The sequence below is a fragment of the Paraburkholderia sp. MPAMCS5 genome (assembly GCF_036016995.1).
GTDB lineage: Bacteria > Pseudomonadota > Gammaproteobacteria > Burkholderiales > Burkholderiaceae > Paraburkholderia.
The window spans coordinates 73973-99506 of record NZ_JAYXBK010000019.1 but is presented as its reverse complement, the minus strand read 5'-3'; the positions used below and the strand labels follow the sequence as shown (position 1 = coordinate 99506).

The 25534-nt window shown below is 61.7% G+C and carries 16 protein-coding genes and 3 pseudogenes; 11 read left to right on the top strand and 8 right to left on the bottom strand.

Annotated elements, in window-relative coordinates; all coding sequences use genetic code 11:
- Positions 1-7: 7 nt before the first annotated feature.
- Positions 8-1429: a UbiA family prenyltransferase gene (locus tag VOM14_RS28315; RefSeq protein WP_327632032.1), complete on the bottom strand. Its 1422-nt coding sequence runs from the start codon at positions 1427-1429 to the stop codon at positions 8-10.
- Between the two features lie 948 nt (positions 1430-2377).
- Between VOM14_RS28315 and VOM14_RS28310 the strand changes: the two genes are divergently transcribed.
- A complete protein-coding gene (locus VOM14_RS28310; RefSeq protein WP_327632017.1) occupies positions 2378-3478 on the top strand; it encodes an MraY family glycosyltransferase in 1101 nt (366 codons plus the stop codon).
- A gap of 942 nt (positions 3479-4420) precedes the next feature.
- On the opposite strand, the gene VOM14_RS28305 is transcribed toward VOM14_RS28310, so the two are convergent.
- The 3 genes from VOM14_RS28305 to VOM14_RS28295 form a co-directional block, all read right to left on the bottom strand.
- Positions 4421-4942: a FliG C-terminal domain-containing protein gene (locus VOM14_RS28305; protein WP_327632031.1), complete on the bottom strand. Its 522-nt coding sequence runs from the start codon at positions 4940-4942 to the stop codon at positions 4421-4423.
- Positions 4943-4958: 16 nt separating this feature from the next.
- The gene (locus VOM14_RS28300; protein ID WP_327632016.1) at positions 4959-5078 is read right to left on the bottom strand and encodes a FliG C-terminal domain-containing protein; all 120 of its coding nucleotides are present in this window, start codon (positions 5076-5078) and stop codon (positions 4959-4961) included.
- Positions 5079-5431: 353 nt separating this feature from the next.
- Positions 5432-6364 (bottom strand): LysR family transcriptional regulator, encoded by a 933-nt coding sequence (locus VOM14_RS28295; protein WP_327632015.1) that lies wholly within the window; start codon positions 6362-6364, stop codon positions 5432-5434.
- 192 nt (positions 6365-6556) lie between these two features.
- Between VOM14_RS28295 and VOM14_RS28290 the strand changes: the two genes are divergently transcribed.
- The 3 genes from VOM14_RS28290 to VOM14_RS28280 all read left to right on the top strand — a co-directional run bounded on the left by VOM14_RS28290 (position 6557) and on the right by VOM14_RS28280 (position 12531).
- Positions 6557-7369 carry a putative hydro-lyase gene (locus VOM14_RS28290; RefSeq protein ID WP_327632014.1) on the top strand — a complete coding sequence of 271 codons (813 nt, stop codon included), beginning with the start codon at positions 6557-6559 and terminating at the stop codon, positions 7367-7369.
- Between the two features lie 153 nt (positions 7370-7522).
- Positions 7523-8830, top strand: a complete 1308-nt coding sequence (locus tag VOM14_RS28285; protein WP_327632013.1) for an MFS transporter — start codon at positions 7523-7525, stop codon at positions 8828-8830.
- A gap of 50 nt (positions 8831-8880) precedes the next feature.
- On the top strand, positions 8881-12531 hold the full coding sequence (locus VOM14_RS28280) for a hydantoinase B/oxoprolinase family protein (RefSeq protein ID WP_327632030.1): 3651 nt from the start codon (positions 8881-8883) through the stop codon (positions 12529-12531).
- Positions 12532-12696: 165 nt separating this feature from the next.
- Here the strand turns inward: VOM14_RS28280 and chrA are convergent, their stop codons facing one another.
- The 3 genes and pseudogenes from chrA to VOM14_RS28265 form a co-directional block, all read right to left on the bottom strand.
- Positions 12697-13932 (bottom strand): chromate efflux transporter, encoded by a 1236-nt coding sequence (gene chrA / locus VOM14_RS28275; RefSeq protein WP_327632012.1) that lies wholly within the window; start codon positions 13930-13932, stop codon positions 12697-12699.
- A 301-nt stretch (positions 13933-14233) separates the two neighbouring features.
- Positions 14234-14311: pseudogene (locus tag VOM14_RS28270) on the bottom strand (integrase); the annotation flags it as partial.
- A 1037-nt stretch (positions 14312-15348) separates the two neighbouring features.
- Positions 15349-17412, bottom strand: a complete 2064-nt coding sequence (locus VOM14_RS28265) for a PAS domain-containing hybrid sensor histidine kinase/response regulator (RefSeq protein WP_327632011.1) — start codon at positions 17410-17412, stop codon at positions 15349-15351.
- Positions 17413-18206: 794 nt separating this feature from the next.
- On the opposite strand from VOM14_RS28265, the pseudogene VOM14_RS28260 reads away from it, so the two are divergent.
- Both VOM14_RS28260 and VOM14_RS31520 read left to right on the top strand, forming a co-directional pair.
- A pseudogene (locus VOM14_RS28260) lies at positions 18207-18428 on the top strand (hydroxyacid dehydrogenase); the annotation flags it as partial.
- Positions 18429-18481: 53 nt separating this feature from the next.
- A pseudogene (locus VOM14_RS31520) lies at positions 18482-19188 on the top strand (amidohydrolase family protein).
- A gap of 248 nt (positions 19189-19436) precedes the next feature.
- Here the strand turns inward: VOM14_RS31520 and VOM14_RS28240 are convergent.
- A complete protein-coding gene (locus tag VOM14_RS28240; RefSeq protein WP_327632010.1) occupies positions 19437-19853 on the bottom strand; it encodes a plastocyanin/azurin family copper-binding protein in 417 nt (138 codons plus the stop codon).
- A gap of 402 nt (positions 19854-20255) precedes the next feature.
- On the opposite strand from VOM14_RS28240, the gene VOM14_RS28235 reads away from it, so the two are divergent.
- From VOM14_RS28235 to VOM14_RS28215, 5 genes are read left to right on the top strand one after another with little or no spacing between them, the layout of a single operon-like run.
- Complete coding sequence (locus tag VOM14_RS28235) at positions 20256-21236, top strand: chromate resistance protein ChrB domain-containing protein (RefSeq protein ID WP_327632009.1); 981 nt, start codon at positions 20256-20258, stop codon at positions 21234-21236.
- Positions 21233-22417, top strand: coding sequence for a chromate transporter (locus VOM14_RS28230; RefSeq protein ID WP_327632008.1), 1185 nt, complete (start codon positions 21233-21235; stop codon positions 22415-22417). The genes VOM14_RS28235 and VOM14_RS28230 overlap by 4 nt, the downstream gene beginning before the upstream one ends.
- 31 nt (positions 22418-22448) lie before the next feature.
- Positions 22449-23183, top strand: coding sequence for a superoxide dismutase (locus VOM14_RS28225; protein WP_327632007.1), 735 nt, complete (start codon positions 22449-22451; stop codon positions 23181-23183).
- A gap of 60 nt (positions 23184-23243) precedes the next feature.
- Positions 23244-24485, top strand: a complete 1242-nt coding sequence (locus tag VOM14_RS28220) for an MFS transporter (RefSeq protein WP_327632006.1) — start codon at positions 23244-23246, stop codon at positions 24483-24485.
- Between the two features lie 44 nt (positions 24486-24529).
- Complete coding sequence (locus VOM14_RS28215; RefSeq protein WP_327632029.1) at positions 24530-25525, top strand: YncE family protein; 996 nt, start codon at positions 24530-24532, stop codon at positions 25523-25525.
- Positions 25526-25534 lie beyond the last annotated feature (9 nt).

Sequence of the window (25534 nt, the reverse complement as noted above, 5' to 3'; positions counted from 1 at the left end):
ATAAGTGTCACGTGGCGATCACAACGGTAACAATGCAAAGGCCGATCACGAGCAGGCTGAGGCGGTTCCTGATAGCAAACACTATTGGGTCATCATGCATTTCGCCGTGGAACGCCAACATCCATACACGGCTGATCCAGAAGAGCAGCAAACCGAACAGCAACCACAGAACATGGGGATGGCGATACAGCATGCGCACATCGGAGGAATTCATGTAGAGCGCCAAGACCAGCACCGCGACGTAGCCGGACGCAGTACCGAAGGACCGCAGAATGCCCAGATCCTGCGTGACGTAGCCCCGCCCGGTCGCACACAATTTTGCGGCACGCAATAACGTGTCCAGTTCGGCGTACCGCTTGACCATCGCCAAACTCAGGAAGATAAGAGTCGAGAACATGATCAACCAGTCCGAAAGCGGAATGTCTGCCGCCTTACCGCCCGCCACCACACGAGCGGTATAAAGAGTCGCCAGGATGAACACGTCAACGAGCGTCATCCGTTTGAGCCTGAACGAATATGCAAGCGTTGTCGCGAAATAACCAACCAACACAATTTGGAAAGCGGATGGCAGCAGCAAGGCAAGAACCGCCGCGGCAATCGCAAGTACAAAACCAAGCACCATGCCAAACGCTAGCGGCAACTGACCGGAGGCAAATGGCCGATTGCGCTTATTCACGTGGCGTCGGTCCGCGTCGAGGTCCAGCATGTCATTGAGCAGGTAAACCGAAGAAGCACAAAAGCAGAAGGAAAAGAACGCTATGCAATCTGCCCTCATTGAGCTGTAGTCGGTAAAGCGATGCGCCGCGAACAGAGGCACAAAAATCAGCAGGTTTTTGATCCACTGATAAATTCGCATCTCTCTGACGACAAGACGCATAAACGACCGTTCCTGCTCGAAGAAGACGATTGTCTTGTTCACCTGCTCGGCCGCCTCTGCGATGTGGCGCGATCCGACGACGATCGCCCGTCTGGACTGCTTCCAGACCGGAACGTCGGCCAGCGTGTTTCCACAATAGTCGAAACCCTGTTGCCCAAACTCTTTTGACAACGCACACGCCTTGTTGTCGCCCGACAGATTGCGGACCTCATTGCTCGCGAAAATCCCTTTGAAAAAGCCGAAATGCGTAGCGATCTGTTCCGCGAATTTTTGGTTCGTTGCGGTGCACAAATAAACGTCTCGGCCGCGCAATTGTTCTTCGCGCAGAAAGTCGACAAGGCGCGAGTTATAGGGTAGCAAGGTCACATCGATTGCCGCGCGCTGCGCAATCTGCGCCTTCAGATACGCTTTGCCTCGAAGCAGCCAGCCAATACAATAAATCGCATATAGCGGGTTCCTTTTGACGAGCACGAGGAACGATTCGACCAGAAGGTCAGTGCTGGTCAACGTGCCATCGAGATCAACGCAAAGGGGTATGGTTGCTTCCGCCATCATTACCTCAACTCAATCTGTCGGGATGTCTGTTCGGCAACCTCATAGCACTGCATTCGCATTGCATGGATTCCCCAATTCAAAGATAAGGTGAGTAAGGAGATTCATACTGTGCGCCAGGACGCATTTTGCTTGGGCGCACTCCAGATCGCCCGATGACGTGGCATTGCCAAGGATCGTCGGATGGTGACTTACCGATGAGAATAAACAGCGGTTCGCTAGTTGCAGCACGCTCACTGCGTCAAGTGCGAGGATTCTTGACAAAGGTAATTCGCTGACGAGATCTCACCCGTTGGCAACAATAATGCTGTCAAATGGCAGTTTGGGCGGGACTGCAATGCCCAAAGCCACTTCGCGCGGGGGCGCACAGGTGTCTAACTCGACGAAGCGCGTGCAGAGACGGCTCGACCTGCGGTCCGTGAGAAAAAGACTGACGCTCAGTTCCCGTGCGCTTCGCCAGGGTACGCGCTCGCGAGCGTCCTATTGCAAAAGCCATGAATTGCGGAAGGGTTCAGGAGGATATGGCGCACACAACCCTCGATTCCAGTCGACGTGCTCCATCTTCGCCGCAACCGAAAACCCATGGTCTTGTAGACCTTCAAACGCAAGACCGGAGTACCATCCGAGGCCTGCAGAGATTTGCTGATACGCGTTTGCACTCTGCTCTTCGTGCGCACGACAAGTCGGTTCGAATGCTGCAGGGCAACGCGGTAGACACGGCTGGAAGGCATTGCGACCAACTGGCAAAAGAAGTCAGGCGCATTGACATCTCACTCGAGAAGGCACTGATCGAAGACCTAGCCCGCGACCGTCATTATCGATAAGAGCTCCGATGCCAATGCTTCGCCGAGGCAGTCCGTCGCCAGCGTCGACAGCTTTTCGGGGCGCGCCGCATGTCGCTGGTAGTTTCGTTTGTATAATTCCGCGTCTTCGTTCAGGCCCACTTTCATGCTTAGTTTTGCGCTCGGCTTTCTCGTTTCACTGCTGATCACACTGTTGATCGTGCGCTACGCGCATTTGCATGAAAAATTTTCCACCGACACCGACCTCGCCGGCGTGCAGAAATTCCATGTGCGCCCGGTGCCGCGCATCGGCGGAACGGGCATTCTGATTGGCCTGATCGTGTCGGCCGTGCAATTGCGTTATTCCTATCCGGCTGTGTCGGGCGGCATTCTCGGGCTGATCGCGTGCGGCATGCCGGCTTTCGGCTCGGGTCTCGTCGAAGATCTGACCAAGCGCGTGTCGCCGCTCGCGCGCCTCGTCTGCACGATGGCCGCCGCCGCGCTCGCGTATTTCCTGCTGCATATCGCGGTCACGCGCATCAGTGTGCCGCCGCTCGACTTCCTGCTCTCCTATGCGCTGATCTCGTGCGCGGTGACCGTGCTCGCCGTGGCGGCGCTCGCCAACGCGATCAACATCATCGACGGCTTCAACGGGCTCGCATCGATGGTCGCGTTCATGATGTTCGCGTCGCTCGCTTACGTGGCGTTCCAGGTGCACGATCCGATCGTGCTGTCGGCATCGTTCATGATGATGGGCGCGGTGCTCGGCTTCTTCATCTGGAACTTCCCGGCGGGGCTGATTTTTCTCGGCGACGGCGGCGCGTATTTCATCGGCTTCATGCTCGCCGAACTGTCGATCATGCTGGTCATGCGCAATCGCGACGTGTCCGCGTGGTATCCGGTGCTGCTCTTCATGTATCCGATCTTCGAGACGTGCTTCTCGATCTACCGGAAGAAGTTCATTCGCGGCATGTCGCCGGGCATTCCCGACGGCGTGCATCTGCACATGCTGGTCTACAAGCGGCTGATGCGCTGGGCGGTCGGCGCGCGCACCGCGCGCGAGCTGACGCGGCGCAATTCGCTGACGTCGCCGTATCTGTGGCTGCTGTGCCTGATCGCGGTCGTGCCGGCCACGCTGTTCTGGCGGCACACGCTGCATCTGTTCTGCTTCGTCGTGGTGTTTGCCGCGACGTACGTGTGGCTCTATGTGAGCATCGTGCGCTTCAAGTCGCCGCGCTGGATGGTGGTGAGGAAAACGAGGCGGTAAAAGATAAAGGCGCCGGGGGCGCCTTTGTTTTTGGTTGCCTTATCACCACGGGTCGATCGCGCTACGCTGGCAGCGCGCCCCGCTACCTGCCCAGCGCAGCCGAGCCAAGTCCACGGGCGGCGCAAGGACGTCGTCACCGTCGCCTACCGGGGGAAATTCCTAATCAATCCGGTGCCGGCCCCCTCTCGCATGCCGCGTACACACGCTGCAGCACCTCGACCTACAACGAATCGCGCACACAAGGCTCGTGGCCATGCCGGTCTGCCCGATCGATTCGCGACGCGTGATCTCAGGAGAGATCGGCGAGCGCGCGTAGCGCCATTGCACTCGCAATCGTGGACACGCAGCGGTGCCGCGCGGCGATGCAGTTCGGCCGGTGCGACCATTAATAGTGGTGATCGTGTGTGCGGCTTTCATTGACGCCGCAATCCGGCAACGCGCCGGTCCCCCGTCGCGCCTTACAGCAATAGATTTCTCCACCAGGCGCCGACGCGTCGTTGCTGAGCACGCCGCTGGGCCCCCGGTCCCCGGAGCGCGATACCTTGAAAACCAAGACGACGCGTATCCCTCGTATGGCGAGACATCGATATAGGCCGAAAACCCCTATTCAACAATGGATTACGAGCGCGTGGCCTTTGGGGAGAGACAGCACCGGCTGGCCGGGAAGGAGGGGCGGGGGCTTCACAATCTCGACTAAATCGAAGTCGCGCGCGTGGCTATACGGGCGGCCTCTGAACCGCGGAATTTTTGAAGCATGTTCTTAAAACATCGTGCGTAGAAGCCGCCCCGTATTTCCCGGGATTGGATGTGGAACCGCATGACAACCCGCGAAATTGAAAGCTAACGACTGCTTGCAACCACGACAGGGTTCGCACCGGACTGCGCGTATGTGGCCGGTCTAATGAAGACGCCGGCCGTGGTGGAAATTGAGTGCCGCGAAACCTAGCACTGAACTGAATTTCCACTACGAACGGGAGAATCGCATGATTGAGGATACCTTCCAGCGGACATTCTCGATACAAGCGGACCGGACTGCTTTGCGCCATTTTGCGCTGACCCGGCAAACCGCTCGCTCGCACTTGAGAAGTTCGCCTCCTCAGAAAATGTAGGTCTAAGAGATGCACGCGAGCGAAGGTCGACGACATGCTGCGCCGCTCTAGGGAAATGACGACGTTGGGGGACGGGCAGGCATATAAGCGCCCGGTCCAACTGACTACAGGGCGCCTCAAGCAACGCATGCGAACAGCCGTAACCGGTGTCGTTGCTCCGTATCCCACCACGTTCTTCGAGCAGCGGTGCTCCGAGACGCCGACTGCGTCTTGTCGACCCGTTGCGGCCTGTCGCGCTCCGACAGCCGCGTGCGACCCGCATGATTGCGCGCTGTTGCTTGTCGACCTCTGATAGACGCACCGGACCGCTCGCCTTCATGTCCCCGGCGAACAGCTCCGCAGCGCGTTGCGACATATTCGCCATGAATTTTTCAGCCAGCGCCTGTGCGCCCGACCTTCAGTGCGACGATGAGTTCCTGCATGTCTATGTCCCTGAACAACCGCCGCACAGAGCTGTCATCCAGCGCGAGCAGTTTTTCAAACCTGAACATGTCGTCGAGGTTCGTCGAGACTCCGGGGAATGTGTTGAAGTTTGCTTTGGTGGGTCCGGACTGGTGTATAGAGGGCGCACACGTCGGCTGTGCGCGCCGAAGCGGCCGCCGGAACGGCGAAGTCCCCTGTCGGATGAATGGCTGTTGATGGGCGGCTACGCCTGATTCACGTCACATGAACCGCCTTTGCATCGAAGCGCTGCGACCGGCTGAGTGCGAGGTGAAGCGGTCATATGAGTGGCACCGACAGCGATGACGGGCAGCGCTCGTTGGCGCATACCCCTTATTTAAGGCACGGACCCGCGGGTTCATCCCATCTCATCGTCTCAACGAGCGTCAGCGAGGCCCCGGTTCTACAAGCGTTCAATCAAGCGCCGATCCACCGACTCGCAATACCCATGACATGCCGCACGCGCCGCGTTCGCCGCGCCGTGCACGAAAAGCGGCGCGTCCGAACGCCGTGACATCGACACCACGATGGACGGCGGCGAAGGCTGCAACGGCAACTCCACCACTTCGCCGCGCGCGATCAGATCGTCGACGAAAAGACGCGGGATCGCGGCCACGCCAAAACCATCGCGCACGAGTTGCACGATCACCGAGATCGACGGCGACCCCGTAATGCGCGTATCCGCGAGCGGCACGCCATTGCCGAGCGCGAGTTTGCCGACGATGTCATCCAGCGCGCGATGCGGCGCGGTTCCGCGCCCGAACGTCAGGATCGGGTGACGCAGCACGCGTTTGGCGAGCCCGCTGCGCGAAAGCGGCAACAGTCCCTCGCGCGCAATCCAGTGCACCGGATAGTTCGCGAGCGCGTCGCACACCACGGACTCCTCGTCGCTGCCCTCCACGCGAATGATCAGGTCGAGTTCGCCCGCCATCAGACGGCGCTGCAACACGACGCTCACGTCCACCGCCAGTTCGACTTCGAGTTGCGGGAAATCGTCCGCGAGACGCCGCATGTAATCGGCGAGCCAGCTATGCACGACGGTCTCGATCACGCCGAGCCGCAGCTTGCCGCGCATCGCACCTTCATGTGACGCGGCGGCCTGCAACTGGCGCGTGGCTTCAACCACGGCCTTCGCATAGCCCAGCAGATATTCACCATTCGCCGTGAGCCGGAAATCGCGGCTCTCGCGATCGACGAGCGTGGTCTGCAATTCATCCTCGAGCGCCTTCAGACGCTGCGAGATCGCAGCAGGCGTGGCATGCAGCGCCATCGCCGTAGTGCGGAAACTGCGCAGCTTGGCGAGCGTGACGAAGGTCTCGAGAAAGCGGGTGTTCATAAGCCGGAGTTGACGAAAAGCAACGAGGAAGACAGCTCCAAAAAAAATTCAACGTGATTCGGGAAAACCCGTGATTCCGTTAAGAAATTCTATTCACTTGGCGCAAATAAAACTAGTTGGCGTCAAATTTTCTTCTTTTCTATGCTTCGTCTAACGCAGTAACGCTCTGCACTTCGACATGCACATCGCGCTTTGCGCCGCACGCTCCATCCCACATCGCACGCTGACACCATGACTCCATCCGAATTCCGCAAAGCCGTACGCCATCGCGACTTCCGCGGCCCGACGGCCGGCCATTGCGGCGACTACGCGCAAGCCAATCTGGCTATCCTGCCCGCGGGCCACGCGCACGACTTCCTGCGCTTCTGTCATGCGAATCCGAAACCGTGTCCGCTGCTCGGCGTGGGCGAGCCCGGCGACTTTCGCGTGCCGGTGCTTGGGCGCGACGTCGATATCCGCACCGACGTGCCCGCCTACAACGTCTATAGGCATGGCGAGCTGAGCGAATGCGTCGAATCGATCGAAGCGCTCTGGCAGGACGATTTCGTCGTGTTCGCCATCGGCTGTTCGTTCTCGTTCGAGCACATGCTCGCGAAGGAAGGCATCGGGCTGCGTCACGTCGAAGAAGGCCGCAACGTGCCGATGTATCGCACCGACATTCCGAACCAGCGCGCCGGCGTGTTCGGAGGCGAACTCGTCGTGTCGATGCGCCCGCTGCGCGGCGCCGACGCGATCCGCGCGGTGCAGATCACGAGCCGCTTTCCGGGCGTGCATGGCGCGCCCGTGCATATCGGCGATCCCGCGGAACTCGGCATCGCCGACCTCGCGCGGCCCGAATTCGGCGACGCGGTGACCATACATCCGGGCGAGCTGCCCGTGTACTGGGCGTGCGGCGTCACGCCGCAAACCGCGCTCATAGCCGCGAAGCTGCCCATCGCGATCGCGCACGCACCGGGCCACATGCTGATGACCGACATCACCAACACATCGCTGGCCATCTTCTGAGCGTTCGCGCAGTGCGCGCGGCGTAACACGGCGTCGCGATCCATTCATCGCATCTCGAAGCCATCCGGCCACACAGGCCGGAGGGAATGACGCATCCCTACGTTTTGGCGCGGCTTCGCTCGTTACTCATGCGTCTATCCACAGGAGCAGCAGATGGACAGCAAGACATTCACGGCAAGCGTCGACGATGCCGCCGATCTGAAAGCGACGGCAGATGGCCCGCAGCTTTCCTGGTACGCTGAAGCGGGGCCGCGAGCACGCCGCGCGTTCTGGAGCTGCAAGGTCGGCTACATGCTCGACGGCATGGACACGCAAATGTTGTCCTTCGTCATTCCGACGCTCGTCGCCACCTGGGGTCTTTCGCTCGCGGACGCCGGTTTCATCGGCACGATGACGCTGCTCTCGTCCGCGCTCGGCGGTTGGATCGCAGGGATTCTGTCCGACCGCATCGGCCGCGTGCGCACGTTGCAACTCACCGTGCTGTGGTTCGCCGTGTTCACCGCGTTGTGCGGACTCGCGCAGAACTATGGCCAGTTGCTCGCCGCGCGATCGCTGATGGGCTTCGGCTTCGGTGGCGAATGGACGGCGGGCGCCGTGCTGATCGGCGAGGTGATCCGCGCACGCGATCGCGGCAAGGCGGTCGGCCTCGTGCAATCGGGCTGGGCGCTCGGCTGGGGCATGGCCGCCCTGCTCTATGCCGTGCTGTTCTCCGTGATGGCGCCCGAGCTCGCATGGCGCGCGCTGTTCCTGATCGGACTCGTGCCGGCGCTGCTCGTGCTCTTCATCCGCCGCTATGTGAAAGAGCCTGAAGTATTCAAACATGCCAAGGTGGCGCAGCAGGAAACCCACGACACACCGCGCTTCACCGAAATCTTCGCGCCCCGCCTGCTTTCGACGACGCTGCGCGCCGCGCTCCTCACCACGGGCGCACAGGGCGGCTACTACGCGATCACGACGTGGCTGCCGACCTTTCTCAAGACCGACCGTCATCTGACGGTGATGGGCACGGGCGGCTATCTGGCGATGATCATTGCCGGTTCGTACGTCGGCTATCTGTGCAGCGCGTGGCTCACGGACCGCATCGGCCGCAAACCGAATTTCGTTCTGTTCGCGCTTGGTTCGATGGCGATTGCCTTTGCGTACACGTCGTTGCCGCTCACGAATGCGTCGATGCTGTGGCTCGGCTTTCCGCTCGGCTTCTTCGCGTCGGGCATCTTCTCCGGCATGGGCGCGTTTCTCACCGAACTCTTTCCGACCCGCGTACGCGGCTCCGGTCAGGGGTTCTGCTACAACGTCGGCCGCGCGATCGGCGCGCTGTTCCCTGTGCTGATCGGCACGCTGTCGAGTCGCTTCGGCCTCGGCACGAGCATCGGCATCTTCGCGGTGGCCGCTTATGGCGTGCTGATCCTCGCCGCGCTCACGCTGCCCGAAACGCGCGGCCGCGAACTCGAATCGGCATGAACGACGCCGCCGTACTCCGAAACCTTTTTCGCATCACACCTCTCGACACCATGAAGCACGATCACAGCTCCGATGTTCGCACGCCGTCCCGCTGGCAGTTCTGGATTGACCGTGGAGGCACATTCACCGACATCGTCGCGCGCCGCCCCGACGGCACGCTCACCACGCACAAGCTGCTCTCCGAAAACCCCGAGCAGTATGGCGATGCGGCGGTTGCCGGGATCCGTCACCTGCTCGGACTGAGGGACGGCGAAGCCATCACGCCGCACGACGTCGAAATGGTGAAAATGGGCACGACGGTCGCGACGAACGCGTTGCTCGAACGCAAGGGCGAGCCGGTTGCGCTCGTCACCACGCGCGGCTTTCGCGACGTGTTACGGATCGCGTATCAGAACCGTCCGCGTCTTTTCGATCTCGACATCGCGTTGCCGGAAGCGCTCTACGAGCGCGTAGTGGAAATCGACGAACGCATGAGCGCGCAAGGCGACGTCGTCGCTCCGCTCGATCACGTCGCGGCGGAACGCGCGCTGCGCGAGGTCTACGGCAGCGGCATCCGCGCGCTCGCCATCGTGCTGATTCACGGCTATCGCCATACGTCGCACGAACGCGAACTCGCGGAGTTGGCTCGTCGTATCGGCTTCACACAGATTTCCGTCTCGCACGAAGTATCGCCGTTGATGAAAATGGTTTCGCGCGGCGATACGACCGTGGTGGATGCGTATCTGTCACCGATCCTGCGCCGCTACGTCGACCAGGTCGCGCACGAAATGCCCGGCGTGAATCTGCAATTCATGCAGAGCAGCGGAGGACTCACCCGCGCCGACGTGTTTCAGGGCAAGGACGCGATCCTGTCGGGACCGGCGGGCGGTATCGTCGGCATGGTGCGGGCGGCGCAGGCGGCGGGCTTCGAACATGTGATCGGCTTCGACATGGGCGGCACGTCGACGGACGTCTCGCACTTCAACGGCGAGTTCGAGCGTGTGTTCGAAACGCAGGTGGCCGGTGTGCGCATGCGCGCGCCGATGATGAGCATTCACACGGTGGCGGCTGGCGGCGGTTCGGTACTCGGCTTCGACGGCGCACGTCTGCGTGTCGGCCCCGATTCGGCCGGTGCGAATCCCGGCCCGGCTGCGTACCGGCGCGGCGGCCCGCTCGCCGTCACCGACTGCAACGTGATGCTCGGCAAGATCCAGCCCGGCTATTTTCCGCGCGTGTTCGGTCCGCATGCGAACGAGCCGCTCGATCGCGACGTGGTCGCGCAACGCTTCCAGGCGCTTGCCGATGAAATCTTCGCGGCGACAGGTCAGCGCCGCACGCCCGAAGCACTCGCGGAAGGGTATCTGGAGATCGCGATCGGGAGCATGGCGAACGCGATCAAGAAAATCTCCGTGCAGCGCGGCCACGACGTGTCGCAATACGTGCTGACAACGTTCGGCGGCGCCGGCGGCCAGCACGCATGCGGCGTGGCCGACGCGCTCGGCATGACGAGCGTGTTCGCGCATCCGCTCGCGGGCGTGCTCTCCGCCTACGGCATGGGTCTCGCGGACCAGACGGCAATGCGCGAACGCGCGCTCGAAATCACGCTCGCCGAAACTTCGCTGCCCACGCTCGAAGCCGCACTCGATGCGCTCGCCGACGACGCCACGCGCGCCCTGCTCGAACAGAACGTGGACGCCGCGCGCATCACGACCGAGCGGCGCGTGCATCTGCGCTATCAGGGAACCGATTCGTCGCTCGCCGTGCCGGCCGGCAGCGTCGACGAAATGCGCGCCGCGTTCGAAGCGGCTTATCGTCAACGCTACGCGTTCCTGATGGCGGATACCCCGCTCATCGCGGAGCTTGCGTCCGTCGAAGCGATCGGTCATTCCAAGGCGGCCGTCGATACCGACAATCTGCCGCCGCGCGACGCCAATAATGCAAACGACGCAAACAACGCACTGCGCGCGCAGACTGTCGTGCGGATGTATTCGGGCGGCGCATGGCACGACTCCTCGCTCTATCAGCGCGATACGCTGCGTGCGGGCGACACGCTCGACGGTCCCGCGATCATTGCCGAAAAGAACGGCACGACCGTGGTGGAACCGGGCTGGCAAGCGGTGTTGACCGCGCAGGGCAATGTGGTGATGACGCGCGTGCAACCGCTGCCCACGCGCCGTTCCATCGGCACCGAAGCCGACCCCGTGCGCCTCGAAATCTTCAACAACCTGTTTATGTCGATTGCCGAGCAGATGGGTTTGCGTCTGCAAAACACGGCGCATTCGGTGAACATCAAGGAGCGCCTTGATTTCTCGTGCGCGATCTTCGACGACGCGGGCAACCTGATCGCGAATGCGCCACACATGCCGGTGCACCTCGGCTCGATGGGCGAAAGCATCAAGACGGTGATCGAGCGCAACCGCGGTGCGATGCGCGACGGCGACGTGTTCATGCTGAACGACCCGTATCACGGCGGCACGCATTTGCCCGACGTGACCGTGATTACGCCCGTGTTCGCCGACGGTTCGTCCGAGCCGCTTTTCTACGTCGGCTCGCGCGGTCATCATGCGGATATCGGCGGGATTACGCCGGGTTCGATGCCGGCTTCTTCGTCGCATATCGACGAGGAAGGCGTGCTGATCGACAATTGGCAACTGGTGTCCGCGGGGGTGTTGCGCGACGCCGAAACGCGCGCCTTGCTTGCATCGGGCCGTTATCCCGCGCGCAATATCGCGCAGAATATGGCCGATCTGCGCGCGCAGGTGGCCGCGAATCAGAAAGGCGTGGACGAATTACGCCGCATGGTCGCGCAATTCGGCCGCGACGTGGTACTTGCGTTCATGCGTCACGTGCAGGACAACGCCGAAGAAGCGGTGCGTAGCGTGATCGGCGCACTGAAGGACGGCAGCTACCGTTACGAACTCGATAACGGCGCTGTGATCGACGTGGCGATTCGCGTCGATGCCGCCACGCGCAGTGCCACGGTGGATTTCACCGGCACATCCGCGCAGTTGCCGAACAACTTCAATGCCCCGAAGGCCGTATGCATGGCGGCGGTTTTGTATGTGTTCCGCACGCTTGTCGGCGACGATATTCCGCTCAACGCCGGCTGCCTGACGCCGCTTTCGGTGATCGTGCCGGAGCGCTCGATGCTGAGCCCCGTTTATCCGGCGGCCGTGGTGTCGGGCAACGTGGAGACGTCGTCCGCGATCACGAATGCGCTGTATGGCGCGCTCGGCATCGTGGCATCGAGCCAAGGCACGATGAACAACTTCACGTTCGGCGACGCGCGCTACCAATACTACGAGACGATTGCGGGCGGCAGCGGCGCGGGCGACGGTTTCCGCGGCGCGGACGCCGTGCAGACGCACATGACCAATTCACGCCTCACCGATCCCGAAGTGCTGGAATGGCGCTACCCGGTGCGGCTCGAGTCGCATCTCATCCGCGCGGAATCGGGTGGCGCGGGACGCTGGCGCGGCGGCAATGGTGCGATCCGGCGTATCCGTTTTCTCGCGCCGATGACGGCGTCGATTCTGTCGAATAACCGCATTCATGCGCCTTTCGGCGCGCGTGGCGGACTGGCGGGAAGACGCGGCAGCAATCGCGTGGAGCGCGCGGATGGCCAGATTGTCACTCTAGGTCATATCGCGAGTGTCGAGATGGGGCCGGGAGATGTGTTCGTGGTGGAAACGCCGGGGGGCGGGGGTTTTGGGGAAAGCTGATTCCCTCGCAGCTGGGATCGCTTCCAGCAAAGGCTCGGCATGCCCCGCTGGCATGGCGTCGCGATCAATAGGAGGACGGCGCATTTCAGAGTAGAGCAGCCGTTTGAGCGTCCGGGGCGCCGTTAGGTCCTGCGGCGGCTCAGCGAGCGCGGACCTTCGGGCGGATCACTTCATGATGGCCTCGGTCACACCAGCCAGCGCACAGATCACGACGACCGCAAGGGGCGGAATTTTCCATCGCGTCAAAAGGAAGAAGGCGATCGTCGCGATCGCAAAGTCGATCGCGGAGCGGACCGCGCTGGTCCAGACGGGCGAGTAAAACGCTGTCGCTAGCAGTCCGACGACCGCAGCGTTCACGCCGGCAAGGACGGCCGCCGTTGACGGACGGACTCGTAGTGCCTGCCAGTAGGGCAACGCGGCGAGCACCAGTAACAGCCCGGGCAGAAAGATGCCGACAGTGGCCAGCAGTGCTCCAGCCCAGTGATGTGGCGCCTCCGTCATGATCCAGCCCAGAAAAGCGGCGAATGTGAAGAGAGGGCCTGGGACTGCCTGCGCGGCACCATAGCCAGCGAGAAAGTCACTCGACGACACCCAGCCCGTTGCGACCGTTTGCTGCTGCAAGAGCGGCAGCACCACATGACCGCCGCCGAAGACGAGCGCACCGGCGCGATAGAAGCCGTCGAAAACGCTGATGGCGCGGCCAGCGCCCACATGTGCCAGTGCCGGAAGCCCAAAAAGCAGGACGCAGAAGAGCGTCAGCGCGACGGCCCCTGCTGTGCGGGAGACGCGGAATTCATGGGCGTGTTGTTGTATGCCGACCGTTGCCGCCGATGCTGTGCTCGGGCAAAGGACGAAGCCAAGTGCTGCGCCGAGGGCGATCACGATGAGTTGTGCGTACACGGTCGTCAGGACAGTGAGAACTGCGATCGCGGCAAGAGCGATGAAGGCGCGGCGACGATCGGGACACAGGCGCCGGGCCATATCCCACACGGCCTGCGCCACAACAGCGACGGCAACGAGTTTTAGGCCATGAATCAACCCCTCGCCGACCGGACCACCCAGGCTCGGTGCGATGGCGGCGAACGCAAGTAGCAGCAAGACGGAGGGCAGCGTGAAGCCGCACCAGGCGGCAAGCCCACCCAACCACCCTGCCCTGAGCAGGCCGATAGAAAATCCGACCTGGCTGCTGGCTGGTCCCGGAAGGAACTGACATAGGCCAACCAGGTCTGCAAACGTCTCGTCATCGAGCCATCGACGCCGCTCGACGAATTCGCGGCGAAAGTAGCCAATGTGAGCTATTGGGCCGCCAAAACAGGTCAGGCCCAGCCTGAGAAAGACCACAAGAACTTCGGGCGCGGTGCCGCTTTGCGCCGGGCCCGATGAGGTCATATCAGTTTCCATTGGATCCTAAAATTCGGTGATTGAGGATTGCGGCGAGTGACCACTCATCAGTTTAGCCGTCTTCGAACGGCCTCCCGGAGCCGTCGCAATCGGTGGGACTGCACGATCAGCGGTCTCAACGAAACCGCCCTCGACAAAATGAAAGATATTACCGGTAGACCTGCGGGCCGACGACATAACGTCAACTCCGCAACATGACGGGCCGTTTCCTGGCTGGAGCCGACATCTGAACGTTCGAGCAACGGTCTATATGAACGGCGGCTTGTGACCGGCAAGCGCCCGCTCGCCGGCCATGGGACAATTAGACTTCTTTTTGCCTGGTCATCTCGAGCGCGTCGTCTACCTCGATCCCGAGGTATCGCACCGCACTTTCAAGTCTATTGCCAGCGGTCAATACGCTTGACTATCTCCCGCGCCGAACTATGTCCAGCTTAGATCAAAGGTGCTCGTTTTTCGTGAAATTGGCGGCTTGGGCGCTAGACATTGACATGCTTCTTTTCGTGCACCTGCGCCGAGAGGAGAAGACCGCGGAGCATTCTTATGTAAGCGCCAAGACGATGGTCCGCACTGCCGGAGGCACGACATCCGAGCATCTCGTCGCGTTCGTCGAGTGGCTAGGGGAGCAACAATATTCGGGGAGTTATTGCATTTCTGGTTGCTCGGCAGGCGCTCGCATTTGGGCGATGGTGCAACGATAGGCGAGTCTCGTTCAGCGTCTTGAAAAACACCGATATCGCGCGATACCAACGGCCGCGATGCTTTGAGACCCGACGCCGGGAGCTGCGCGCATTGCATCTGTTAATGAAATTCTTGCGCAGTCAAGGAGTGTGTCATGCCTCTCAAACGCTCGCGACGGCCGCGCTTGCAATGTTCGTGTTTATGCTTGCCGCACCCGGACGCGCATGCGTCGCAGATCGACGCACACGACGAGCTAACTTCCTTTGCGCGACGACCGCCACGAGCGATGAGAGCAGCGATGAGGGCGGATGCCAGGCGGCAAATGTCCGCACAGTCCATGTCCAACCTGATGCATTCGGCCATTTCAGCAATGTTCTGGTCCGAAAGGCACGCGTTTGCCCAACGGTCGCAAGCGGTACCGCACGCGCCACACGCTTCTATGCGCCATTGGTGCTCCTGATGTGCCATATCGTCCTCCGTGATTTCCGTGATTGACCGGGCACTCCCGTGGCGGTCTTCGCCATGCCGCAGAACGAGTACCCGCAATCAGTGGACCGCAACGTCGAAGGGCCAAGCCACAGCCGGTGGCCCCGGCCATGGGCAGCGTCGAGCCGAACATCCGGAAGACAACGCAGAGCGACGCACATTTACATTTTTTCCTGCACGCCCGAACGAATCAGCCCCCGGTTGACATGCGCACACAGGCAGACGGCAAGCCGGGGGCACGCGCACCCGCTGCTAACCGCCATCATTGAGAACGCTCTGCAGGTCGGCAATGCCCACAGGCTTAACCAGATGGTGTGCAAACCCCGCCGCTTCGGACTTCTTTCTGTCGTCTTCCTGGCCGTATCCGGTATGAGCGGCGAAGACCGCCCCGCGGGTGCCAGGCAAGTCCCGTAGGTGTCGCGCCAGCTCATATCCGTCCATGCCGGGCAGACCGATGTCGATCACGCAGACGTCGAATGTCTCGGCCTGGGCTCGCGTGAGAGCGCCATCGGCGTCGTGCTCAATGCGGACGTCGTTCCCCAGAACTTCCAACACCATCCCCAGTGCATCGGCCACTTCCGCGTTGTCGTCTACGAGCAATACGCGAAGTCGCTTCGGGTCGCCGGCCGCCGGCACGATCTCGGGCTTACTTGGCACTGCCTGTGGCTTGGCACGCACCAAAGGAAGCCTGACCTCAAGCTCGCTGCCCTTGCCGCGCCCCGCACTTCTCGCGACGACACTCCCGCCATGATGCTCGACCATGCTTTTGACGAGCGCCAGGCCGAGTCCCAGCCCGCCTTCTTTTCGCTCGCTAGTACGCTCCCCCTGCTGAAACAGGTCGAACGCCGTGCGCAACAATTGCGGCTCCATCCCCACGCCGTTGTCCCTCACGGTCACCGTCACTTCGCCCGACAAACATCGCACGCTTATCGCAATACGCCCGCCATCGGGCGTGTACTTCGTCGCATTGTGCAAAAGGTTGGTCAGCATTTGCACAAGCCGCTTGTGGTCGCCGAAGACGCACACGACCTCTGCCGGCACCCCGACCGTCAAGCTGTGTCTGTGTGCGTCAATGAGAGGACGGACTTGCTCGATGGACTCGTCGACTACCTGTCGGAAGTCCAGATTGCGCTTGTCAAGAGAAATGATTCCCTGGGTGATGCGCGACACTTCAAGCAGATCATTGATAAGACCCATGACATGGACGATTTGCCGACGGATCATCGTGCCGACACGGTTGACCTGAGCCTGGTCCGCACTCACGTCCGGCAGCAGCTCGGCCCCGGCGCGTATCGGTGCGAGCGGGTTGCGCAACTCGTGCGCGAGCATCGCCAGAAATTCGTCCTTGCGTCGATTGACATCGCGCAACGCGTTTTCAGCAAGCACCTTTTCGTGGATATCCGTGTTGGAACCGACCCACTTCAGAACTTCCGCGCGATTGTCACGGACGACGGTCGCGCGCGCCAGGGTCCAACGGTAATTCCCGGAGCGATGCCTGACGCGAAACATCGCTTCATAGCGTTCGCCTGTTGCCACACTGCGTGTCCACGCCTTCTCGGTGGTCGCGAGGTCATCGGGGTGAACCAGCCGTTTCCATTCATGGCCCTCCGCAGCCTGATGCGCCGTCCCCGTGACATCGTAAAAGTGCTGATTATGATAGTCCACGTGTCCGTCTGCCCGGGCCGTCCAAATCATCTGAGGTAGCGCGTCCATTACTAGCCGAAATTTTTCTTCGCCCAGGCGCCACGCCTCGGCATCTATCGTTAGCCGCCGAAGCTCGTTCGTGGCTGCCGCCAAGGCTGCGCCGCGCCGTGAGGCCTCCGCCTCACTCTTATCCAGTTCCACGGTAAGCAGGCGGGATTGCTCCCGAAGCGTCTGATTCGCCTCTTGACTCAACACATAGTCCGTCACGTTTTCGACACGATGGAGTATATAGAGCAGCTGCCCATCTGGTCCGATAACCGGGGCGTTGACGGGGCTCCAGTAGCGGAATGCAAACCCGCCCCTACGTCTGTCGGGAACGTCATAACGCTGGATAGCCATGGTGTGAGGCTTCTTTGTCGCAACCACATATGCAAGCGATGCGCGCAGATTGGTCGTTGCGTCTGCTTCGGGCACCGCTGGATTGTCCGGAAAAACGTCGAAAAGTCCTTTGTTGAAGATCTGTTCCCGAACAGTCAGCGTCTCTCTAAGATACGCGTCGCTTACCCCGACGATCGTGAAATTTGCGTCCGGATGCAACACCAGCATGGGAGTGGGCGTCGCTTCGAGGATCAGTCGCAAGTGTCCTTCTGGCAGCGCATGTCGTTCGTTCATGGCGTGAGGTTAACAAGGAACAATCCATTATCAAGAAACGTCCCAGGTTCGCCGAAGCTTAATTACTAAAGTTTCTTCGAAGCCACCGTGTTGATAAGTGCGCCGGGAGGGATTCTCGCTCATCTGGGATAAGACAGCATCCCGTGTACCGCGTGCGCGCTGGTCGGAAAGCATGCTGCGGATAGGGGCCGCGTTGCTCCCTCGCGCCTCGGGTGCACGGCGCCCCCGCCGATTGGCTGAAACTAGAGCGATAATTTCCACGTCTGGGAAGGCGTTCTACACGATGCCGGTCGGTGAGCGGTCTTACGATGAGAGTATCACCACGCCGTAATCGAACTCCAAAAGTGGTTCGAGGCGGTGCGCGCGTACCTTGGGCGGTGACGATACGGTTGACTCGCTGGCTGTCCATCGCGCTCGGGAAGCATATGAACGAGCAAAACTTGATGACTGTCGTGTGACTTGCAACTGCGCAATTTTGGAATTATCGGCCCAAATCAATTCCGGCACGCAAAGGGCATGCTGACCTCTTGCGCTACCGAGAACGTGAGGCGCTCACTCTCCGATCTTCTCAAAGCACACGCATATGTTTCGATCGGGGTCGCGAGCGGGGATGAGTTGCACGCTGCAGCACATGGGTCACGCTCGAAGCTCAGCGCATCAAGCTCGCCACGGAAGTGCAACGCGCGCAACGCGGGGACACAGAACAAAGCGGGAACCTTGAACCGGCGCCCACACGTTATCCGCACCGACAAACCACCTATGGGTGTAGACGCGCAAGCGAGCGGCCGTTTCCACGCGCGGCTGATCAGATGCCCGCGTCTGTGCTCGCGGCGCATCCGCGCGTGATCGCGGCGCCGCACATCGGCGGACTGACGCCGGGCGCAATCGAGCATCAGTCCATGGACACGGTCACGCAAACCGAAGCGCTGTTTCAGGGCCGCATGCCGGCCGGCGCGGCGAATGCGGCGCATGCTTTCCGCCTTTCGGGCTTCGACTTGCAGGCGGACGCGCGATGAACATCGAAGGCGCCTGCGATTGCCACATCGACGTCTACGAGTAAGGCTATCCGCTGGCGACGAGCACGACGTTCACGCCGCCCCTGCACCTGCGTCAGCGTATCGTCAGGTGCAGCGCGCGTTGGGCTTCTCGCGCGCGATCGTCGTGCAGCCGACGGGGTATGGCCGGATCGCGATCCGTATTGCCGATCATCACGCGATAGCAGTAACGTTCCTGCGCGTAAGTTTCGACTTCGCGCGCGATGTAGCCGTACATCGGATTGGCTATCGGGGGCACCAGAAGCCCGATGATTGGCGTTTGTCCCGTTTTCAACTGACGCGCCAGCGTGCTTCGCCGGTATTGGGAAAGCGAAGGGTTCGCGTCATTGTGTCGTCTGCTCGACGGGCCACGCTGCTGGGTCAGGCTCTCTGCGCCATATGAAAGTTCGCGCAATGGCGTGCCTGATTTCGATGACGTGTCGTGGCTCGTGCGCACGCTTTCGACACGATTTCCAGAGCGCTGCGCGAGCACCCGCTTGACGCTGGGGTGCGGCCAGTTTGATGCTCACACGACGCGCGCATGCTCGACTGGATGACGCGGCTGGTGCAAAGTGACGAGACCCGCCGGAAACAATCCGGAGCCAGAGACCGCAGCCAGACTGGAGCGGTCGGCCGAATCATCCCATCATGGCGGCATAGAACGACAGATCTCGGCCGACCCTGCCCCACGCGGCCGCCTCAGGTCGACCCTGGGCCGCCACTGCGATCAGAGCGACCTTAACGACGGTTTACGGGGGACCGGCCTTGGTGGCATTAATGCCTGCTTTGAACCGCAAACGTACCAATTCGCTCACCTTCCTTCGTGCCAATTGCCCACGCGATACCGGAGTAACGTCAAATGACGAGTCAACCTTGCTTGAGGGCTATGGGCGGCGATGCGTTCGCGACACTCCTGAGGAGCCCTTCTGCTCCGGTCCGCTGGCGTGGATCCCGTACTCTTGCCGACCATCTTTTGGCTTTTCGAGAGGTCTACGGTGTTACGACGAGTGCCGCGTGCATTCCCGCAGCATAGTGTCCCGGCTTGTTGCAGATCAGCGCGTAGTGGCCGGGCGCAAGCTTGAATGACACGCGCTTGCTCTTGCCCGGCGCGATATCTTCGACCTCGCCAATCTTGTTCAGCCTGCGCTCCAGCACCTCTCCTTTACTGATGGGCAGAGCACCGTCCGGGAGATCTGTCTTGAGCACGACGAGTTCGTGCTCCATGTTGTTGTCCGCAGCATTCCTGACTTCAAGCGTGATGCGACCCGCCTTCACGTTGTGCGTCCCGAGCTGGATCGAGTTCGATAGCAATGTCGCACTGACCGTTTGGTCCGCCCAGCTTGCATGCGATGTCATCTCGAGGGCGATCAACGTGGCGAGGACAGGGAATCTGTAAGTGGCATACATTGCCGCCTCCTTTAAATCGACTTGTCGCGAGCATCTCGAGTTGAGCGATTGCCGCGCGCAAGCTTTTTGAGTGCGCAAATGCCCTTGCCTGTGCGAGGGCATGAGCGTTTTCTGCGACGTGCGATACGTGCGGTAAACGTGCACGGTCGAAGGCATATTCCACAGCCCGCTGGCATGTTGCTGCGCAAGTATCCCGGGCACTGACCACGAAGGCTAGCGCACGGCCGCTCACGGTCAGATCCCTCAGATGACCCGCCCCGGTGACATCGCGGTCGATCAACTTGCGCTGCAATGAAGCTCCTGCTTCGCGCCACGCGGCCGGCCCCCCGGTCGGCCACGGTGGATTTGTGACACTTAAAAGTTAACTTGTAGAGAGTGCTACATGCTAGTAGTATTTGCTACATGAATATCCTGTCGACCTGGTCTGTGCTTGTGCTAACGCTGCCCACCGAGAACGCGACCGCCCGCATGCGATTCTGGCGCGCACTCAAGGCCCGGGGATGCGCCGTGCTTCGCGACGGCATCTACCTGTTGCCGTACACGGAAGCGCGCGAGGGCGCCCTGCGTGAGCTGTCGGCCGCAATTGGCGAAAGTGGCGGCACGGCCCACCTGCTACGTGCGCCCAGCCTGGACGAGGCGCAGGAGGCCGAGTTTCGCGCGCTGTTTGATCGTACGGACGAGTACGACGGTCTCATCCGTACGCTCGCCGATGCGCGCAAGTCAGTGTCTGGCCAGTCCGCCGGCAATCTCGCAAAGGTGTTGCGGCGCCAGCGCAAGGACTACGAGACGATCGTCGCAATCGACTTTTTTCCTGGCGAGGCGGCTACACGTGCCCAGGCGGCCTTGCAGGATTTTGTGGCGCACGTCGATACTGTCCTCTCCCCTGGCGAGCCGCACGCGGCCGACCGCGCAATCCGCTCGCTCTCCATTGAGGACTATCAGGGGCGGACCTGGGCGACGCGGCGGCGCATGTGGGTCGACCGTGTGGCGAGCGCATGGTTGATCCGTCGTTTCATCGACCGGGACGCACGTTTTGTCTGGCTGACGTCGCCGGGCGCCTGCCCGGCTGACGCGCTAGGCTTCGATTTCGACGGTGCCGCGTTTACCCATGTTGGAGAGCGCGTCACGTTTGAAGTCCTGCTGGCGAGCTTCGGGCTGGACAGGGATCTCGCGCTCTTGCGGCTGGGTGCAATGGTCCATGCACTCGACGTGGGCGGCGCGAGCGTCCCCGAAGCCATCGGATTCGAAGCGGTCATGGCCGGCACCCGCGAGCGCGCGGCTGACGACGACCAGTTGCTCGCCGCGATGAGCGCGGTGCTCGATTCGATGTACACGCATTTCGCTGCCAGCGCGAAAGGCAGCGAAACGGGACGACGCCCATGAGCACGACGACCGCTCACGTGCCCGGCTACACGCTCGGCCAGATGGCGCTCTATATGCTCAAGCTCGGCACGATTGGCTTTGGTGGGCCGGTTGCACTCATCGGCTACATGCGGCGCGATCTGGTCGAGCATCGCGGCTGGATTACGGATGCGGACTACCGCGAAGGGCTGGCACTGGCGCAGATGATGCCCGGCCCGCTTGCCGCACAGCTTGGCATCTACCTGGGTTTCGTTCACTACCGTCTTCTGGGCGCGACGGTCGCAGGCCTCGCCTTCGTGCTGCCGTCGTTCCTGATGGTCATCGCGCTGGGCTGGGCATACGCGCATTTCGGTGGGCTCTCGTGGATGCAGGCGGTCTTTTATGGCGTAGGTGCGGCCGTGGTCGGCATCATTGCAACGAGTGCGTACAAGCTGACGACAAAGACGCTCGGAACCGACCGCCTGCTCTGGGTCGTTTTCCTGACCCTCGCGGTCGTGACGGTTACCACGGAATCGGAAATTGCGTGGCTCTTCATCGCGGGCGGTGTCGTGAACTGGTTGCGCCGCTCGCCGCCCCGGTGGCTGGGTAGAGGCGGCTTGAACGCCCTCGCCGCGTCACAGGCGCCTGCACTTGCCGGTGTGTTCAGCGGGCTCGATCTCCCCGTGCTCGGCCAGATTGGTCTTTTCTTCACGAAGGCAGGTGCCTTCGTGTTCGGCTCGGGCCTTGCGATCGTACCGTTCCTCTACGGCGGCGTCGTCACCGAGCACCACTGGCTCAACGACAAACAGTTTGTCGATGCGGTCGCCGTCGCGATGATCACGCCGGGGCCGGTCGTCATCACTGTGGGTTTCATCGGCTACCTGGTTGCAGGGCTGGCCGGTGCCTGTGTCGCCGCGCTCGGCACGTTTCTACCTTGCTACCTGTTCACCGTCCTGCCCGCACCGTACTTCAAAAAATACGGGCGGCTTCCTGCCGTAAAGGCGTTTGTCGACGGCATTACCGCTGCGGCCGTAGGGGCCATTACCGGTTCGGTCATCGTCATTGCCAGGCGTTCGGTCATCGACTGGCCAACTGCGCTGATCGCATTCTCAACCGTGCTGCTGCTGTGGCGCTTCAGGAAACTTCCGGAGCCCGTGATCGTCGTCGCAGCCGCCCTGATTGGCCTCGTCCTCTATCCGCTCGTCCATCTGCACGCCTGGTGACCCGCGTGCGGGAAAACTGCGAGGAATGCATATGAAATCGCGACGTACCTTTCTCCACGATACCGCCGCGGTCGGCGCAGGAATGATGCTGGCCCAGGCGCAGATAGTTCACGCTTCCAGCTCGCCCGGCTATGTCGACAGGCTTGTCAACGCAGACGGCAAGTATGCGGCCGCGCCGCTGCCATTCGTCTACGACGCACTCGAACCGGTCATTGATGCGCGCGCGGTGGAGCTTCATTACAACTTCCATCACAAGCCGGCCGCCGCCGCGGCGAACAGGGCTGAGGAAGGGCTCGCCAGAGCACGCGAGACGGGCGACTTCGCGCTGGTGAAGTTTCACGAGAAGGAGCTTGCCTACCAGCTGTCCAGCCACATCCTGCATACGATTTACTGGACGAGCATTTCGGGCAAGGGCGGTGAGCCAAAGGGCGAACTCGCAAAGGCGATCGACAGCCACTTCGGCTCCTACGAGAAGTTCAGGGCGCAGCTCGTTGCCGCGACCATCGCCACCGAAGCCTCAGGCTGGGGTGTCGTCGGATATCTCCCGGCGTCCGGAAAGCTCATGATCCTGCTGTGCGAGAACCACCAGAAGCTCACGGCCTGGGGCATCCAGCCGATCCTGGTGCTCGACGTCTTTGAACACGCCTACTACCTGAAGTATCAGAACCGACGCAGCGAGTACGTCAACCAGCTGTTCGGGATCATCAACTGGGACAACGCTGCAATGAGGCTTCAGGCGGCGATGCCGTCGCGCGCGGCGGTCTGACGCACGACAGACCGCCGCGCGTCCATGGCGTAACGTCAAGGCGAAACCCCGGGTACTGTGATGACACCAGCCAGGACGCCACTTTCAATCCTGCTCCCACCGGCGGGCGTGGACCCCAGCGCGTGGCTGCTGCTCGCTGCACGGAGCCTGCGCGGGATTTGCGACGGGTTCGTCGCCGTGCTGCTGCCGGCCTATCTTCTGTCGCTCGGGTTCGGGAAATTCACGGTCGGCCTCATCGGCACCGCCACATTGCTGGGTTCGGCCGTCGCGACGATTGTTGTCGGGCTGCTGGGCAGCCGCTACCCGCAGCGTGGGCTGTTGCTCTTCGCTGCAGCCCTGATGGCGGCAACCGGCGTTGCGTTTGGTTTCCTCTCGTCACTCTGGCCGCTCCTCGTGGTGGCATTTGTCGGCACGCTCAATCCAGGTTCGGGCGATGTCAGTCTGTTCCTGCCGATCGAGCATGCACGCCTCGCCGAATCTGCCAGGGGAGACGCCCGGACCGCGCTCTTCGCGCGCTACAGCCTCGTGGGCGGGCTGTCGGCCGCCCTTGGCGCGCTGTTCGCCGGACTCCCGGACTGGATTGCAGCGCATGCCGATGTTTCCGCGCTCTTCGCCATGCGCATGATGTTTATGGTCTACGCGATAACAGGCTTCGTCGTTTTCCTGCTGTACCTGCGTCTGCCAAAGCGTGAGGCAGACGCTACGGCAGCCCGCGCGACGCTGGGCCCGTCGCGTGGGATCGTCATACGCCTTGCGCTCCTGTTCAGCGTTGACGCGTTTGCAGGAGGACTGCTCGTGAACTCGCTGCTTACGCTGTGGCTCATCCAGCGTTTCGGCCTTTCTCTCGCCGCTGCAGGACAGTTCTTCTTCTGTTCGGGGCTGCTGAGCGCGGGTTCGCAACTGGCTGCGGCACCGATTGCCCGCCGCATAGGGCTGCTCAACACGATGGTGTTCACCCATATTCCATCGAGCGTGTGCCTGATTGCTGCCGCCTTCACGGCAACGCTACCGCTGACCCTGTTGCTGTTGCTTGTGCGCAGTGCGCTGTCGCAGCTCGATGTGCCCACGCGGAGTGCTTACGTGATGGCCGTCGTGACGCCACCCGAACGGCCAGCCGCTGCGAGCTTTACGGCGGTGCCGCGCAGCCTCGCGGCGGCCATCGCGCCGACAATCGCCGGCGGCCTGCTTGGCGCCGGATGGCTCGGCGCACCATTGATCGCATGCGGCGCACTCAAGATTGCCTACGACCTCGGGGTGCTCGCTGCTTTCCGTCATATCAGGCCGGACGGAGGACCATCGTGAAATATGGACACACAGGCCATCGCTTTGTTGCCGCACTCATCGGCATGACTATCGTAATTGCGGTCGCTGCGGGCGGCGGTGCCGGTTGTCTCGCGCGTGGAGCGGACGACGCTGCAATCGGCAATCTGCCATTGAAGCACGTTGCAGATGTGCCACTGCCTGGACGCACGTCACGATTCGACTACGAAAGCTACGACCCCGGCCGGCATCTGCTGTTCATCGCGCATCTGGGTGACAGCGAAGTTGTGGTGTTCGACACCCTGGCGTCCCGCGTCGTCGCGCGAATACCCGGCATCTCGTCGGTGCATGGCGTGCTTGTAGTGCCCGAACTGTCCCGTGTATATGCGTCCGCGACCGGTACGAACGAGGTTGTCGCGATCGATGAGAACGGGCTGAAGATCATTGCTCGGGTGCCCGCAGGCGTCTATCCGGACGGCATGGCGTATGCGCCCGCTATGCGCAGGCTCTACGTTTCGGACGAGACGGGAGGAACCGAAACGGTGATCGATGTTCCGGGTGATCGTCCTGTTGCGACGATTCCGCTCGGTGGGAAGGTTGGCAACTCGCAATACGATCCGGTCTCGCAACACATCTTCGTCAACGTGCAGTCGCGACGCCAGCTGGTGGAAATCGACCCGGCCAGCAATACCGTCGTGGCCCGCACCGACCTGCCAGGCGCGAAAGGGAATCACGGGCTGCTGATCGTCCCGGAATCACGCCTCGCACTGATTGCCTGCGAGGACAACGATCGTCTGCTGGTGCTCGACATGCGCACGATGAAGGTGGTGTCGGCGTTCGATACCGGCGGCGACCCGGATGTCCTCGCGTTCGATCCCGCATTGCGCACGGCTTTTGTGGCTGGCGAGGCAGGCGTCGTGTCTATGTTCAGTGTTGACGCGTCCCGCGTGTCGAAGATTGGCGACGGGCACGTGGGACCGAATGCACACGTTGTCGGTGTCGATGAAGCTACGCACCGGTCGTACTTTCCGCTGAAGGACGTCGACGGGCATCCGGTACTGCGGATCATGGCACCGCGCTAGCGCCTGCGC

Coding starts and splice junctions, on each gene's coding strand:
- VOM14_RS28220 (WP_327632006.1), top strand. CDS start 23,244: ATGACACCAGCCAGGACGCCACTTTCAATCCTGCTCCCACCGGCGGGC.
- VOM14_RS28240 (WP_327632010.1), bottom strand. CDS start 19,853: ATGTATGCCACTTACAGATTCCCTGTCCTCGCCACGTTGATCGCCCTC.
- VOM14_RS28280 (WP_327632030.1), top strand. CDS start 8,881: ATGAAGCACGATCACAGCTCCGATGTTCGCACGCCGTCCCGCTGGCAG.
- chrA (WP_327632012.1), bottom strand. CDS start 13,932: ATGGAAACTGATATGACCTCATCGGGCCCGGCGCAAAGCGGCACCGCG.
- VOM14_RS28215 (WP_327632029.1), top strand. CDS start 24,530: ATGACTATCGTAATTGCGGTCGCTGCGGGCGGCGGTGCCGGTTGTCTC.
- VOM14_RS28295 (WP_327632015.1), bottom strand. CDS start 6,364: ATGAACACCCGCTTTCTCGAGACCTTCGTCACGCTCGCCAAGCTGCGC.
- VOM14_RS28230 (WP_327632008.1), top strand. CDS start 21,233: ATGAGCACGACGACCGCTCACGTGCCCGGCTACACGCTCGGCCAGATG.
- VOM14_RS28310 (WP_327632017.1), top strand. CDS start 2,378: ATGCTTAGTTTTGCGCTCGGCTTTCTCGTTTCACTGCTGATCACACTG.
- VOM14_RS28285 (WP_327632013.1), top strand. CDS start 7,523: ATGGACAGCAAGACATTCACGGCAAGCGTCGACGATGCCGCCGATCTG.
- VOM14_RS28235 (WP_327632009.1), top strand. CDS start 20,256: ATGAATATCCTGTCGACCTGGTCTGTGCTTGTGCTAACGCTGCCCACC.
- VOM14_RS28305 (WP_327632031.1), bottom strand. CDS start 4,942: ATGTCGCAACGCGCTGCGGAGCTGTTCGCCGGGGACATGAAGGCGAGC.
- VOM14_RS28315 (WP_327632032.1), bottom strand. CDS start 1,429: ATGGCGGAAGCAACCATACCCCTTTGCGTTGATCTCGATGGCACGTTG.
- VOM14_RS28225 (WP_327632007.1), top strand. CDS start 22,449: ATGAAATCGCGACGTACCTTTCTCCACGATACCGCCGCGGTCGGCGCA.
- VOM14_RS28300 (WP_327632016.1), bottom strand. CDS start 5,078: ATGTTCAGGTTTGAAAAACTGCTCGCGCTGGATGACAGCTCTGTGCGG.
- VOM14_RS28265 (WP_327632011.1), bottom strand. CDS start 17,412: ATGAACGAACGACATGCGCTGCCAGAAGGACACTTGCGACTGATCCTC.